10 protein-coding genes are annotated in these 15,473 nt (G+C 34.8%); 3 read left to right on the plus strand and 7 right to left on the minus strand.

Features of this window, described 5'->3' with window-relative positions; all coding sequences use genetic code 11:
* Window positions 1–77: 77 nt before the first annotated feature.
* A complete protein-coding gene (pheT, locus tag HN014_RS15780; RefSeq protein WP_176029814.1) occupies window positions 78–2,504 on the minus strand; it encodes a phenylalanine--tRNA ligase subunit beta in 2,427 nt (808 codons plus the stop codon).
* A gap of 133 nt (window positions 2,505–2,637) precedes the next feature.
* Window positions 2,638–3,975, minus strand: a complete 1,338-nt coding sequence (locus HN014_RS15785; protein WP_176029815.1) for a LamG-like jellyroll fold domain-containing protein — start codon at window positions 3,973–3,975, stop codon at window positions 2,638–2,640.
* A gap of 455 nt (window positions 3,976–4,430) precedes the next feature.
* On the opposite strand from HN014_RS15785, the gene pta reads away from it, so the two are divergent.
* The 3 genes from pta (at window position 4,431) to HN014_RS15800 (ending at window position 8,609) form a co-directional block, all read left to right on the plus strand.
* Entirely contained in the window at window positions 4,431–6,524 is a 2,094-nt protein-coding gene (gene pta, locus HN014_RS15790) for a phosphate acetyltransferase (RefSeq protein ID WP_176029816.1), read from the plus strand.
* 9 nt (window positions 6,525–6,533) lie between these two features.
* On the plus strand, window positions 6,534–7,718 hold the full coding sequence (locus HN014_RS15795; protein WP_176029817.1) for an acetate/propionate family kinase: 1,185 nt from the start codon (window positions 6,534–6,536) through the stop codon (window positions 7,716–7,718).
* Between the two features lie 285 nt (window positions 7,719–8,003).
* Window positions 8,004–8,609: a hypothetical protein gene (locus tag HN014_RS15800; protein WP_176029818.1), complete on the plus strand. Its 606-nt coding sequence runs from the start codon at window positions 8,004–8,006 to the stop codon at window positions 8,607–8,609.
* Window positions 8,610–8,904: 295 nt separating this feature from the next.
* Here the strand turns inward: HN014_RS15800 and HN014_RS15805 are convergent, their stop codons facing one another.
* The 5 genes from HN014_RS15805 to HN014_RS15825 all read right to left on the minus strand — a co-directional run bounded on the left by HN014_RS15805 (window position 8,905) and on the right by HN014_RS15825 (window position 15,469).
* Complete coding sequence (locus tag HN014_RS15805; protein WP_176029819.1) at window positions 8,905–9,723, minus strand: YARHG domain-containing protein; 819 nt, start codon at window positions 9,721–9,723, stop codon at window positions 8,905–8,907.
* Between the two features lie 185 nt (window positions 9,724–9,908).
* Window positions 9,909–10,133: a hypothetical protein gene (locus tag HN014_RS15810; protein WP_176029820.1), complete on the minus strand. Its 225-nt coding sequence runs from the start codon at window positions 10,131–10,133 to the stop codon at window positions 9,909–9,911.
* A 20-nt stretch (window positions 10,134–10,153) separates the two neighbouring features.
* Window positions 10,154–10,450: a hypothetical protein gene (locus HN014_RS15815; protein ID WP_176029821.1), complete on the minus strand. Its 297-nt coding sequence runs from the start codon at window positions 10,448–10,450 to the stop codon at window positions 10,154–10,156.
* Between the two features lie 2 nt (window positions 10,451–10,452).
* Complete coding sequence (locus HN014_RS15820) at window positions 10,453–11,499, minus strand: M949_RS01915 family surface polysaccharide biosynthesis protein (protein ID WP_176029822.1); 1,047 nt, start codon at window positions 11,497–11,499, stop codon at window positions 10,453–10,455.
* On the minus strand, window positions 11,465–15,469 hold the full coding sequence (locus HN014_RS15825) for a hypothetical protein (protein ID WP_176029823.1): 4,005 nt from the start codon (window positions 15,467–15,469) through the stop codon (window positions 11,465–11,467). The genes HN014_RS15820 and HN014_RS15825 overlap by 35 nt, the downstream gene beginning before the upstream one ends.
* Window positions 15,470–15,473 lie beyond the last annotated feature (4 nt).

Below are 15,473 nucleotides of genomic sequence, written 5' to 3' on the forward strand. Positions count from 1 at the left end.
TACTTCTCGGAAAGTTTTGAAGTAGGATTTATTTTTTAGTGTAGCGCCTTTTGTTTGTATCAAAGCGGCGTATTGTTCTATCGTAATTCTGCTCCTAATTTATTTTCAAAATTGTGAAGCAGTTTATTCATTACCTTATCAATTTGCTTATCTGTCAGGGTTTTCTTTTCATCCTGAATAATAAAGCTTACTGCGTATGATTTTTTCCCTTCAGGAAGATTTTTTCCTTCATATACATCAAACAGATTAATGTCTTTTAGCAGTTGTTTTTCTGTTTGTTTTGCGATGGTATGAATCTCGGCAAAGGTAACTTTGTTGTCTAATAGTAACGCAAAGTCTCTTCGAACTTCAGGGAACTTAGGAATATCTGTGTACTTTATTTTGGTACGTTTTGCTACCTCTAAAATATTATCCCAGTTAAAATCAGCAAAGAGTACTTCCTGATTAATAGAAAAATGCTTTAAGACTGTTTTTTTGATCATACCGAATTCTACTAATTTGGTCTTGCTAATGCTTAGAGCAAGTCCTTCAGAGAATACGTCATTTTTTAGAGGAGTCGTTCTGGCATTATTGATACCAAGTCGTTCTAATGTTGCCTGAACAATTCCTTTTAAGAAAAAGAAGTCACTTTTTTGTGTAGGAGTGTTCCAGTTTTCTTTGTGCTGATTTCCGCTAATGATAATGCTAAGATGTTTGTTCTCTATACGCTTATCATCATATGCGTGATATGTTTTTCCGAATTCAAAAAGTTTGATATCGGATCTTTTTCGATTGACATTATACGATACAGCTTCCAGACCTGAGAAAAGCATGGATTGCCTCATCACTGATAAATCATTACTTAGCGGGTTGAGCATATTGACGTTATTATCCGCTTGTAGATCTTCACTCAATTCGATATACGCAGGTGAAGTAAGTGAATTAGCCATCATTTCATGTAACCCTTTTGCCGCTAATAGAGATGATATGGTTTGCTGCACACTGTGATCAGAAAATTTGTCTGAATTAGAGATAGAGGCATTTAATTTTTGAGTGAAATTAATATTGTTATATCCATATACTCTCAGGATTTCTTCGATGACATCAACCTCTCTTTGGACATCATTTCTATAGGAAGGGATTGTGAGCCCGATTCCACTTTCAGTTACATTGTTTACTTTAATATCCAGTGATGTGAGAATACTCTTGATCGTTTCTCTTGGTAATTCTTCTCCAATTAATTTTGTAGCGTTGTCGAAAGAAAGAAATACCTGATAATCTTCAATTTTTCTTGGGTATAAATCGATAATATCACTGGTGATATCTCCTCCTGCCAATTCCTGAATTAACAGTGCTGCTCTTTTGAGAGCGTATTCTGTTATATTCGGATCAATTCCTCTTTCGAATCTAAAAGAAGCATCGGTATTTAATCCGTGTCTTTTAGCTGTTTTTCGAATACTTACCGGGTTGAAATAGGCGCTTTCCAGGAAAATGGAAGTAGTATTTTCGGTCACTCCCGAGTTAATACCACCAAAAACTCCGGCGATACACAGTGGTTTATTAGCATCACAGATCATTAAATCTTCTTCGTGTAATTCTCGTTCTACTTCATCAAGGGTAGTGAATTTTGTTCCTTTGGCTACTGTTTTTACTTCGATTTTATTCCCTTCAATTAATTGAGAATCAAAAGCATGTAATGGTTGTCCTAATTCGTGTAATACATAATTAGTAACATCTACTACATTGTTTTTTGGAGTAATTCCTATGGCTAACAATCGATGTTGTAACCAGGCAGGAGATTCTGCAACTTGTAATCCAGAAATAGTAACACCACAGTATCTGGGAGCTAACTCTTTATTGATAACATCGATATCTATTTTGTGCAATCTGTTTTCTACTCTGAAATTACTCACAGAAGGAGTGATTAGTTCCAGTTTGGTTCCTTGTTGTTGTAATCCTGCTTTTAGGTCTCTGGCAGTTCCCCAGTGACTCATTGCATCAGCCCGGTTAGGAGTTAAACCAATTTCGAAAACAGCATCATTTTCAATATTAAAAATTTCAGAAGCCAGCGTCCCTACAGGAATATCGTGATCGAGTACCATAATTCCGTCATGACTTTTTCCAAGACCTAATTCATCTTCGGCACAGATCATACCATAGCTTTCTTCTCCTCGGATTTTTCCCTTTTTGATCACCCATTCTTTTCCATCTTCATCATACAGTTTGGTACCAATCGTGGCAACTGGTACTTTCTGACCTGCTGCAACATTAGGAGCCCCACAAACAATCTGTAATGGTTCTGCTTCTCCGACATCTACACGGGTTATTTTTAGCTTATCAGCATTTGGGTGTTGGCTACAGTTCAAAACATGACCTACTACTACTCCTTGTAATCCTCCTTTTACACTTTGGTAGGGATCAATTCCTTCGACTTCTAGTCCCAGGTCAGTTAGTAATTCTCCTGCTTTTTCTGCTTCCCAATCTAGCTTGATAAACTGCTTTAACCAGTTGTATGAAATTTTCATTTGTGAACTTTCTGAATTTAGTTGGTAAAGATACTATATTGAATACAGCTGACAAACTGCAACTAGTGTAGATTTTAAAAAAATAAAGAAAATGTCGAAGCGAAGAAAAAGGGGGGTAAATTCAAAAATCGGATTAGTTATTTCGCACTCTGAACGTTATTTTTCTATTGGTAATAATAGTGGTGATTCCTAGCCCTAAGGTAAACCGGGTATTATCAGTAAATTGGTTAATACCTGCGAAACTAAATACCCCACTTCCAATCGCTGTAGCATTTCCTATAGGAAGCTCATCACTGAATGTACCATCATTATCCGTATCGATAATCAACCGCAAATTGGCAGCAGTAGCAGCAGGAATTCCCGATAAATCGAATCGAAGATCAATAGCACCTACATCTATAGCTGTCCCTCCTGTATTGGATTCACTGATTCGCCAGACCCTGTCCAGTCGTGTACGAATACCTCCAGGGATATCAGCTGTGGTGTTGAATTCTAAGGCAGCATTATCATGCCCCCACATAAAAAACTCATTATTTCCCAGGTTTGTAGGGTTGAGTACCCGCACAATTCCGGTACCCTGGGCATCTGTATGAAGATGAGTAGCGCTAATTCGACCGATCCCTGCCACATCATGATCGTAATTTCCTGCTGTCGCATTATCCTCATTAAAAACATCATTCACAGATAAGGCAAAATTATATTTGGCAGCCAGATAGTTATGAATAATGATCTTTTGTGCATCATTAATAACTGTATTAAACATGATAACCTCTCCGATGTCTCCGGAAAAATAATAATTAGGAGTTCCTTCGTTTCTTCCGGCACCAACCCGAATAGGTCGAGAAGGATTAGATGTCATTACATGAGAGCTTGTCGAATTGATTGTCCCGTTGACAGCTAATCGTTTTCCATTGGCAGCATTTTGATATTCGATCATCTGAGAAGCCCAATTTCCTGCGGTAGAAACTCCAGATGAATTTACCTGCCAGGGACCACTGGCTCTTCCGGTCCAGAATTGCCATATATTAGAGTTAGGGGTAGCGTACAATATAAAACCGGCAGTCGGTCTTCCTCCAGGATCATCTCTGTTGGAGATAACCGCTTTATATCGATTTGTAGCTGCAACTCTCGTAGCGGAAAAAACAGTGAAACTTGCAGGAGTAATTGCTGCTGTAAACGGTCTTTCAAAGTATTGGGAAGTCCCGTTAAAATTAAATGCAGGGTATCCGTTGATCGCCGCAGACATAAATGTAGCCCCGTTTCCTGCCGATAAATCAAAATTGTTCCCGGAGTTATCGCCCCAACTGTTTAATACACTCCCATTGGTTCCTGTCATCGTATTAGCATCTAACCAAAGGACAAGAGATGAAGTTCCATCATTGGTACCAACTCCTCCCGGACCTGTTTGAGCGAGTCCAAAACTATGGATACAAAGTATAGATATAAAAGAGCTAAGTAAGTACTTTTTCATATTGATTTATTAGTAGTACATCAACCGGAAAATTAATAGGGGGTTATGGTTTTTCACTAAGAATGATACCACACTAGATCCGATTGTAAGCAAATTACTTAAAAAAAAGTAAAAAGCTGTTAAAACCAAGCGATAAGTTAATGGGGAATTCAGAAAAAACGCTGTGTATAAAAGATATTTCGATTCCTCTTTGTAAAAGGAATATGAGAGAAATCATAGGGGTGTTTTTACTAAATATTTATGGAAGACTCTTCGAAATGTATAAAGACAGAAATTACTTGTTAAAAAATGAAGAGTTATTTAGTAAAGTACATTTGTTTTTTAAATTAAAATTATGGTATTGTTACAATATTGGTTAATTTGTTGTAAAATTCCTATAACATTTCTTTGATTTGGCTGTTTTTGTGGAAAATATTCAATATTGGCGTATCTTTGCAGCACCAAATTAACTGTACATGTGTAAATCTGTTTATATAGCGACCATTGAACCAAACAGTGGTAAATCCATAATTGTTTTAGGGTTAATGCGTATGCTGCTAGGAAAGGTTGCCAGAGTAGGATATTTCAGACCTATTATTGATGACCCCAAAGAAGGAGAGGTCGACAATCATATCAATACGGTAATCTCCCATTTCGAACTGGATATTAATTTCAAAAATGCCTATGCTTTTACTCGCAATGAGGTATTACAAAAATACAATCAGGGAAAATCCGGAGAGGTGATCGATGGAATCATCAGAAAATATAAAAATCTGACAGAGCGATTCGATTTTATTCTGGTAGAAGGAACTGATTTTTCTGATGAAGGGAGTATTATCGAATTTGATATCAATGTTGTGATTGCTAAAAATTTAGGGATTCCTGCGATTATTGTAGCAAATGGAGTGGATAAAACCAATGAAGAGATTGTTTCGAATCTAAAATTAGCACATGATACCTTTCATGGAAAAGACGTGGAAGTACTGGGCGTTTTTGCTAATAAGGTATTAAACGGAAAAGAGGAGCAGTTAAAAGTTGATTTGTCAAAAGAATTCGGAGATCAAATTGATAAGATAGTCATTCCACAGGTAGCTTCCTTAATTAGTCCGACAATTAAAGAAATTGTAAAAGAGTTAGATGGCAAGGTACTATTTGGAAAAGAACATCTCAATAATCAGGCAGTTAACTTTGGTGTTGGAGCAATGCAGTTGCGAAATTACCTTACCCATCTCAAAGAGAATAGCCTAGTCATTACTCCAGGGGATCGGGCAGATGTTATTTTGGGTGTATTGCAGGCAGATATTTCTGCGAATTACCCTAAAATTTCAGGAATTATTCTTACCGGAGGTATTGTGCCGGAAGAACCTATTCTGAAATTGATAGAAGGAGTCTCCCTATCTTTCCCTATTGTATCAGTACCTAGCGGGACCTTTTCTATAGCCAATCAGATTGGAGCAATAAAGCCCAAAATATACGCTGATAACTTACAGAAAATAAATACGTCTATCAGTACTTTCGAAAAGTATGTAGACGAGGAACACTTATCTAATTCTTTGATCACTTTTACATCAGAAGGGTTGACACCTAGTATGTTTCAATATGATTTGTTTAAAAGAGCTTTGCTCCATAAAAAACATATCGTATTACCAGAAGGATCAGACGAGCGCATTCTGAGAGCCACTGCACGTTTAGTAGCATCAGAGGTAGTGGATGTAACCCTGATAGGGGATGAACAGAAAATAAAAAGCAAGGCTTCTTCTCTGGATATTGCCATCGATTTTGATAAGGTAACCATTGTTTTTCCAACTGAATCTCCATATTTTGAGGAATATGCGCAGACATTATACGAGTTGCGAAAGCACAAAAATGTGAACATGGATATGGCTAGAGATATGATGGCTGATGTATCATATTTTGGAACTATGATGATTTATAAAGGTCATGCAGATGGAATGGTATCCGGAGCTGTACATACTACTCAGCATACGATACGACCAGCATTACAATTTATTAAGACCAAACCAGGTGCGAATATTGTTTCTTCTATCTTTTTTATGTGTCTGGACGATCGGGTATCGGTATTTGGAGATTGTGCGATTAACCCCAACCCAAATGCAGAAGAACTGGCAGAAATCGCAATTACCTCTGCTGATTCTACAGCAGCTTTTGGTATAGAACCTAAAATAGCGATGCTGTCATATTCATCAGGAACATCAGGAAAAGGAGCAGATGTAGAGATTGTGCGTTCTGCTACGGAGATTGTAAAAAAACAACGTCCGGATCTCAAAATCGAAGGACCGATACAGTATGATGCGGCGGTAGATATGGAAGTAGGAAAAAGCAAACTTCCGGATTCTGAAGTCGCTGGACAAGCAAGTGTATTGATCTTTCCTGATCTCAATACCGGAAACAATACGTATAAGGCAATTCAGCGGGAGACAGGTGCATTAGCCATCGGACCGATGCTACAAGGATTAAATAAACCGGTAAATGATCTCAGTCGTGGATGTACTGCTGATGATGTATACAATACCGTAATAATAACAGCCATTCAGGCACAAGGATTATAAAAAGCCTATATGCAAGTACTCGTTTTAAACTCAGGAAGCTCTTCTATAAAATTTCAATTATTCACCATGCCAGAGGAGACGGTAATCTGCGCAGGTCTGGTAGAACGTATTGGTTTGGAGAATGCCCGGATTACGTATAAAACCGATATAAATACTCTAGAGGAGGAGGTATCTATAACCAATCACAAAGAAGGATTAGAGTGCATTGCATCCTATCTGATGGATCAGAAGACAGGGGTGATTAATGCCGCAGATGATATTGCCGTTGTAGGGCACCGAGTGGTACATGGAGGAAGCTCGTTTGCAGAGACGGTAGTAATTACAGAGGAGGTGAAACAAAAGATTGCAGAATTAGCTCCTTTGGCTCCGTTGCACAATCCAGCTAATCTGATAGGAATTGAAGTAGCAGAAACTATTTTTACCCAAGCAACTCAGGTAGGGGTTTTTGATACCGCATTTCATCAGACGATGCCTGTAGTGGCATATAAATATGCAATTCCAAATCAGTTTTTGGATACCCATCATATTCGGGTATATGGGTTTCATGGAACCAGTCATAAATATGTATCAGAAAAAGCCAATGCTTTTTTAGGGAAGGCTGCTTCCCGAATAATTACCATTCATTTAGGGAATGGGTGTAGTATGACTGCTGTAAAAGATGGAAAAAGTATAGAGCATTCATTGGGATTCGCTCCTATGAATGGTCTTATTATGGGAACTCGTTCCGGAGATATTGATCCGGGAATTATTTTTCATTTGGTAGATTCATTAGGGTATACCATGGAGGAAGTGAGTTCGTTACTACAAAAAGAAAGTGGTATGCTGGGCTTAACAGGTTTTAGTGATCTCCGGGATATAGAAGCTGCCGCTGAAGCTGGAAATAAAGAATGTCAGCTGGCATTAGAAATGAATGCATATCGGATAAAAAAGTTTATAGGAGCTTTTGCTACTGTTATGAATGGACTTGATGCTATTGTCTTTACTGCAGGAATTGGAGAAAACTCAGACGTGATCAGAAAATTGGTATGTACTGATCTCGATTTTCTGGGAATTCAGCTGGATGAAGAAAAAAACGCAGTACGATCCAAAGAAATCAGAGCGATTAACAAGGAAGATGCTTCGGTAAAAATCTTGATAGTACCGACTAATGAAGAGTTGGAAATCGCCAAACAATCTGTAGCGTTATTAGAATAATAGCGATATAAATGATAGTACGAATAGTACCCGGTGTTTCTTAACAAGAAATACCGGGTATTTTTTTAAGCAGTATTCAATCTCTTTTCCTCGGTAGATTGCTAAAAGGTCACAGGTAATTTCTTTGTTGTTCTAAATAGATAATTCAGTAACTGGAAATAATTTTAATAAAAATCCTCTTTTTTGGGTAATGAAATACATGCGTACACTCTTATCAATAGAAACCCATGTGGAGGAATCCGAAAATCCAATTGATAAAAAGAGTAGGAAAAAAAATCTAACGTTATGAACAATACACACATTACACTATTACTGGTTTTACTCTCTTTCACGACATTACTAAGCTGTACTAAAGAAGCGCTTCCTGCAGAAGAGGTAAATATTACAGAAGAGGAATCAATTACATTATATCTGGCAGATGTAGATGAAACCATTACGGTAAAAAGTCTTGATGAAGTAAAAGTAATTATAGCCAAACGCTATGATCAAAATAACAAGGCAGTAAAAAATGCGATAGGTAAGATTAACCTATTCCAAAAAGAGATGAAGTATGCAAGTACACTGGACTTAACAGATCCCGATGTGGAAAAGAAATACAGCCAGCAAATACAGCAAAAATATAGTAATCATAAAGTATATAACAAATCGACAAACGGAATATTATGGGATGGTCATGCTACTGGGTTTTTAAGTGTAACCACTATCCCTTTGAACCTGAAAGCCAGCAAGAGAAATAAAGCATCCAGCTGGTCACCTATAAGCCCGGGAACAGTTGTGTTATGTGATAAGAAATGGTTTAAAGGAAGTAAGTTTGTCTTATTTTCCATTATTCCAGGACCCACTGCTGTTGTCCATACTCCCTTTGACAACAAAGCAGATTCTTTTTTCTAAAAGAAAGCAAAACTGCCTTTACTTAGTAAAGGCAGTTGTTTTTTATAAGAGGTGTTGTTTCTTAAAGGGAAATAGAGCAGTTACTAACCAAACAGATTTGAACTTACTTCGTATAAGTATGTTATTTTCTTTTCCCAGAGAATCTGATTAACAAACACAATAGGATGAAAATGATATACGGTAGAATTAGCAGGAAAGATACGTTTCGGCTGTTTCGCGTTTTGTTTCTACATAATCCTCTACATAGTCGTGCTGTAAAAAACATTGCTTACATTGATTATGTGATAGCCCATCTTTATAACTCTACCAACCCTTGATCAGTAAGCTTGTATTTGGTTACTTCTTTTCGAACTTCTTTAACCGGATACATGTTTTTTTCTGTACTGTTTTCTTTATCCCATATTTTAAAAATCTTATAAACTTCTAATTTATCTTTATCTAATTTAAAAGTAATATCATAGTAACCATCTATAACACTATCCCCATTTAGTGCAAGGGAAGAGCCATAAAGCTGAATAAACTCTTTTGTTTGACCGTTGTCAATGATAGCCATTTTTATGTATAAATTATCACTGTCACAAGTATAAAATAGCAATTGATATTTTATGGTTTCATAATGCATGATATCCCATACACTGCCTCCTCCACAAAGATTACCTTCAACGACCTCGTTTAAATCTTTAAGTTTAAACTTTTCTAAATCATCTACATATTTATCGCTTAAAAGCTTATCATGTGTTAATGGAAAAAAGTCTATTTTATTTAGACCGAAATAATATAAGGAGTTTTTATTCCCTTTTAAAGTAAATTGACTTTCCAAATGTTTTATCTTATCAATATAGCTTTGTTCTTTATCTGATAAAGTAACTTCTATAGTAGAGTCAGGTTTATACCAGGACTTAGTTTTGTAATACGTATTTAGGTCTTCACTTTTAAAAACATACCCTTTACGAGCAAAAATTTCATTTCTAATCAAACGTAATTCTTCTTTGGTTTTTGTTTTTAACACTTCTTCTGATAAGTACTTAAATGATGATGTTACTACTTTAGATTCAGTTTGTCCTTTACAAGACAAGAAAGCACATATTACTAGAAACATTACTATTCTTTTCATTATAATTGTTTTGTATAATTTTTAGGTATAAAGTAGCCTTTCCATCCTGCGTGTCCAGCTAATGCTTCTAAAAGTGGTTTATTGCAATACCGATTAACTAATACCTCTATAACGTTGAAAAATTCGAAGAGAGGGTGTAGAGCAGCAGACGTACCGATTAAAAATCCGTGTTATCAGGTATTATATTAAAAAGGTTTTTCAACGCATTCACTGTTTTTTCTAAGGATTTCTATAATTTCATCAGGATTAATGTCTTTAATATCATAATTAATATTATTAAGAATACATATTTTTTTACTATCTTCTAGTAAAAATGATCCTTTAATTTTATAAAGTATTAGTGTGTTTTTCTGAGGATCAAAATACCAAAAAGATTCAATTTTAGTATCCGATCTAGAATCTCTATTCATTAACTCTATACTTCGGTTATCTACCACGTTAATACTATATTCATCAGTATAAAATACAGGTGAGAAATCTTGTCTGGATTGCTAACGATACTTTGGTCCCCGATATAATCTGCATAATCTTTGTAAGTTCCAGGATTATTATAATAGCCTGTATTATCTTTACTGCCAGTTAATTGAATTATTCCTCTACCTTTATATGTACTTTGACTGGATTTAAATTTATTCGGTTCTTCAATCGATTGTCTAAACAAACCAGTTTCTGCACTAACTTGAGCTAAAGTACTAACATAACTCATACTAGGAGCAGTGGGGGACATTATTATTGGGTTTTTATAATACAATCCTCGGCTTCTGTTAATTTCTCATAGATTTCATCAGAATCATAATTTACTAACGGAATATTAATATTATCAATAGTACAAATCTTGAGATTATTTTCGGACTTTTGTTTTAAAACAAAATTTACAATAACCTTTGTAACATAAAATTCATTTTTTTTAGAATCTAATTTTAAAAATATTGAGATTTCATTTCCGTAACTATCTCCAGAACTTGATACTATTATATTTTCGTGTTGTATTTTATAGCTAGATAAATTATAAAAACTCGGGCTAGGATCCTCAAATTTAATTACTGTATTATCCGATAAAGTAACAGTTGCTATACCTTCATCATTTGATTTTACTTTTTGAATTTTTCTTAATGTCGATATATTTTCTCGTAATTTTGTACCGTAGTTTTGTTCCCATTTTTTCTGGGCAAAAGAGAGAAATTTTTTTGGTGCTTTATAAAATGATTTATCAATTATTGACTTATCGTAATTAATAGCAATATCAGGATTTCTTATACTAACTTCATCTTTTCTAAGTCCTCTAATTTTATACTTTTGATCTGCTTCTATCATCATTAGTTTCATGGTAGTGGGACCAATACCACCTTGGCATGCTAATTCATATAAAAAACAAATTTCTTTTATGTTATCTGAGTCAAGATCAGTAATAGATAAAGAATTCTCTATGTAATTAATGTCAAAATCTACAGGGCAATTTTCTATAAAATCATATATATTTAAATATGATGAATTAGAATTATTTTTAACTAATTCCGCGAAAAACTCTACTTTTTCTGTCCCTTTAATATTTTTTGAAAAAATAATAGCATTATCACCAAGTTTATCCTTCCAAGATTTACAGGCAATTAATAAACTTCCTTTACTTTTATAATTATCACATATTCCTTTTTCCTCTTTTACCTTTTCATGACTAGTAATGTTTTCTGAAACTTGTAGATTCTTCTTTTTAGAATCATTGTTACAGTTTATTAGAAAAGTACTAACGACTAGTAGAGTGATTATCTCCTTTCGCATCTGTTGAAATCTCTTTAAGATCATAATTAATGTCGCTTATTTTATAGTTTTTAGGATACCGATATCCTATAATTTTTGATTTGTCAATTGCACTATAGCAGACCATACCATTTGATGATTTATCTCCTCCAGTTTGGTTACCTCCAAGTAAAACGATTTTATCTCCTTTTTTCCCAATGACAAAAGCTACGTGTGAATAATCGCAAATTGCTAATGCACCATAACACGGTTCAAATTTGTCTGGGGCTATACCCCAATTTTTCCAAGAAAAGGCATTGTAACCTGTATCATTTAGATTTTCATTTGCAATTCCAGATTTTGAATAACACCAATATGCAAATGAACCACACCAAGGATCAAAAATCTTTTTGGATTTAATATAATCATCAGTAATTTCCCTTCCCATTAATTTTTTAGTATATCCTGCGGTTTTGTGATATTCTAAAATTCTAGGGTCATTATAATCTATGCCATAAATCTCTTCCACTCCAATTTCCATTTTTGCAATTTCAATCCAAGGTGTTGTAGAATTATTATCTATTGTGTTTGCTTGGGAGTATTTATTATTGATACATTTTGTATCATATCTAAAAATTCGTTTTAATATTTTATAATACTTTTCTCGTTCTTTTTTCCCATTTCCTCCTCCGTTAACAAAAACTGAAATCAAATTTTGATATTTATCAACCTCTAATGCTACTTCATTTAATGATTTTCCATAAATATCAGCATATTTTTGTTTAGAAGATTTCTTCGAAAAACTAACTTTCTTGTATTTTGACCAAAACCATCCAGCAGAATCCATTGCGTATACTAAATCATTCGAAATAAATTTTTCATAATTATTACTTCTTAATTCTAGCTCTGTTTCAGACTTTCCTTTTAATACTCCTTCTATATTTTTTGCTGCGTATTTAAGATATTTGATTTGAGAATTACGCCAAGTCAATTGCATAAAGCCACGACCTTTATATTTGGGACCATCACCAATCTGTGTATTGCCATTCTTTTTTGCTTCAGTATGATTTCCTGGATTATAATTATTACCATTAGCGTATTCTAATCCTGTGGTAAATCGTGCAGATTCCCAATAAAGTTGAGCGATAAAATGTATCTTTTGAACACAATGGTTTATGCCGTACTTTCTTGTAGTTTTATTGAACTCTTCGGTTAATCTTTCAAATGTTTTCTCATTATTTGAAATATTACAATTATCATGATTTAAGATGTCATTACCAAGTTTTTCACTTCTTCTTAGTCTTGTAAAAATATCGGTAAATTCTTCTACAGTAAGATCACGGTTACAAGAACATTTTCCAGTCTGTTCCCCAAAAATCAATTTCATCTGATTAACAAAAGCAATAGGATGAAAATGATATACATTCTCCGTGGTCGGAAAGGTACGTTTTGGGATTTCTACTTCTTTTTCTTTTTTTGTTTCGACAGTAGAGTTTGTAGTCGTTGTTGGTACCGGGGAACTGAGTTCTTTCCTATCTTCTTCGGTAATGCCAAAATCTCGTTTTTTAGGAGTGTTCTCTTTTGGAGGAGAAGGGGGAGGGGAATAGGTCAGTTTGGCTGCTTTTTGCCAAAACATCATTTTTTCAACCTGTCCTTTAATACCGTCTAGTTTTTGATTTTTTAATTTTTCCAGAAAGGTTTTTACCTCGTCTTCTTCTTTACTTATGATATAATCATAAAAGGAGGTCACCTCGTCTGCGATTTCTTGTGGAGAATAAGCCCATTCAAGTTTGTGTTTACAAACCATTTTGGCAATTTCCAATTGAGTTTCAAGAGTACTATAGGCAGCCTCAATTTCAAAAAAACACAAGACTTCATCTTTGGTAGAGGATATCGTTTTCCAAAGTTTCTTTATAAACTCACTCTCTGTATCAGTAGCTTCCCGTAGGTCTTTTATATCATACATATATTCATCTCCGCCATCAAGGGGAGTAAATCCAAATTTTTGCCAGTTATAGGCACTAAAGGTATCAAAATTTTTATTTTCGATCCAGCCTTTTTTGGTTTCACGTTTACTTCCAGATGCATACGAACAGTGTACCTGTATCCATTCTGTATTTGTATCCTGAGAAACTTTTTTGGTATTCCGCAGATCTACGATGACATCTTTAGGTAGGGTTTCATCAATATCGGTTTCCTGTTCCGGGGTGGCAATATAGGCTGTGGTAATAGCCTTGTTTAGAGTGGTATGGTCTCCCTTCTGTGCTGGATGTGTATCTATATATTCAATCTGAATTGTTTTTTCTTCGAACCTGCAATCTTCTTTCATAAAATATTCTATGATCGATCCGGTTTTTACACCCAGTGGAACCAACTGTTTTACCACTTTTTCTTTGGTTTTTATCTCAGTAACAGGAAAAAGGTCTTTTAATTTTACCCAATACGTTTTTGGATTGTTTTTTGGGCGGTATTGTAGTTTTCGGTGTGCTATATATTCCTTGTTTTTTAACAATTCATTTTCTTGTGATTTAGAAATATTGGTGCCATCTTTTTTAGCTCTGGATACCCAATATAATGGGGTTTTATGACTGGGAAGTTGATTGTCGAAATAGGTTTTGTTAATTGTATCAAATTTATCAGATGGAATTGTATAATAAGCATTATTACTTCCTGCCGGATCTTTATAGGTTCCTAACAGTGATTTTTTGACAGTAGCTGTAATCTTTTTTTTGGCTTCTTTTATATTTGCATATACACCTTTGATGTCAGTAACCTTAACTTCAAGTTTTTCCGGAAGATTGACCTGGATTGTAATACTTTTCTGTAATAGGGTTCCTTTGGGAAGAATGGTAAAGTGTTTCTTATCTTTTCCTGCACCAAATTCATTCTTAAGAAAGGCTTTTGTGCCTTCTGCCATAAATACATCGACCTGGGCTGCATAATACCAATTACTGAGTTCTCCTTGTAAAGATCCAGTGTATCCTACTTTCTGCCCTGCCTCAATTGGAATATCACAGGCTACGATTTTATTTTTTTCTATTTTTGTTGGGTCAAATACTTTTTTGACATTGAAGTTTGTCTTGTGTGAATAGCCTTCATATCCTTCAATGACATACCAATCTTCTTTTTTTTCTTTGATTATTACTTTTTCTCCGTGAGGGATAATGTCTTTTATAACGGCTCTGGTTTTTGTAGCATGCCGAACTCTTGCTCCCTTAGGAGAATCTCCTTCCCATTTTTTAGTGTCTTCTTTATAGGTGATGATTTCATATTTATTGTCCCCTATTTTTTTGACATATTTTGTACTGGTATGAATATAGATATCTTTATAAGTGGTTCCCTGATCATCCGTGTAAGTTACTTTTGTGTATGCTCCTTTTTTTATTTCTTTTCCGTCTTCATCTTTGACAATATTTACTTTTTCTCCAAATGGAATGATTAATTTGACACTGGAAATTTTTCCTTGTTTATTTAGGGTTCGTGCATTCAACCCCTGTACTTTATAGATGTACCCTTCATTGCTGGTTACTACCGTTTCTTCTTTACTAAAAAGCTCAGGTGCTTCGAGGAACTTATCTCCTTCTAAGGGATTGATCGGCATTAAATGGTTGTATAAACTATAAAAGGTTATATATTTTTTTTCCAGCTCAGAGGTTTCCTGTGTTGTTCCTTCATTGACTTTGACTTCTTTTTGTAATAAGAGATCATGCTGTAACAGTACAAAACAATTGGAATATTTATAGTTGTTTAGTTCTTTCTGATCGGGATTTTCACTTTTTGTAGTGGTGCTTCCATCTGTAGTGTATTCGGTTTTAGGAAGCTCTTCATAATCATCCATAAATCGATAAGCAATAATTCTACCATCTGCAATAGCTTGGATAGGAGTGTTGGCTTTTTCGATATGAATTCCTCCATGCCAGGTATTAAAATGGTTAATGAGGTACTTACCGAATGAGTTGGTAAACTTCAGATCTTCCTTTCTACCATTTTTTTCGGGATAACGTATTTTCATATTA

The sequence above is a fragment of the Aquimarina sp. TRL1 genome (assembly GCF_013365535.1).
Taxonomy (GTDB): Bacteria; Bacteroidota; Bacteroidia; order Flavobacteriales; family Flavobacteriaceae; genus Aquimarina; species Aquimarina hainanensis.

Coding starts and splice junctions, on each gene's coding strand:
- pheT (WP_176029814.1), bottom strand. CDS start 2,504: ATGAAAATTTCATACAACTGGTTAAAGCAGTTTATCAAGCTAGATTGG.
- HN014_RS15795 (WP_176029817.1), top strand. CDS start 6,534: ATGCAAGTACTCGTTTTAAACTCAGGAAGCTCTTCTATAAAATTTCAA.
- HN014_RS15805 (WP_176029819.1), bottom strand. CDS start 9,723: ATGAAAAGAATAGTAATGTTTCTAGTAATATGTGCTTTCTTGTCTTGT.
- HN014_RS15815 (WP_176029821.1), bottom strand. CDS start 10,450: ATGTCCCCCACTGCTCCTAGTATGAGTTATGTTAGTACTTTAGCTCAA.
- HN014_RS15785 (WP_176029815.1), bottom strand. CDS start 3,975: ATGAAAAAGTACTTACTTAGCTCTTTTATATCTATACTTTGTATCCAT.
- HN014_RS15825 (WP_176029823.1), bottom strand. CDS start 15,469: ATGAAAATACGTTATCCCGAAAAAAATGGTAGAAAGGAAGATCTGAAG.
- HN014_RS15820 (WP_176029822.1), bottom strand. CDS start 11,499: ATGCGAAAGGAGATAATCACTCTACTAGTCGTTAGTACTTTTCTAATA.
- HN014_RS15810 (WP_176029820.1), bottom strand. CDS start 10,133: ATGAATAGAGATTCTAGATCGGATACTAAAATTGAATCTTTTTGGTAT.
- pta (WP_176029816.1), top strand. CDS start 4,431: ATGTGTAAATCTGTTTATATAGCGACCATTGAACCAAACAGTGGTAAA.
- HN014_RS15800 (WP_176029818.1), top strand. CDS start 8,004: ATGAACAATACACACATTACACTATTACTGGTTTTACTCTCTTTCACG.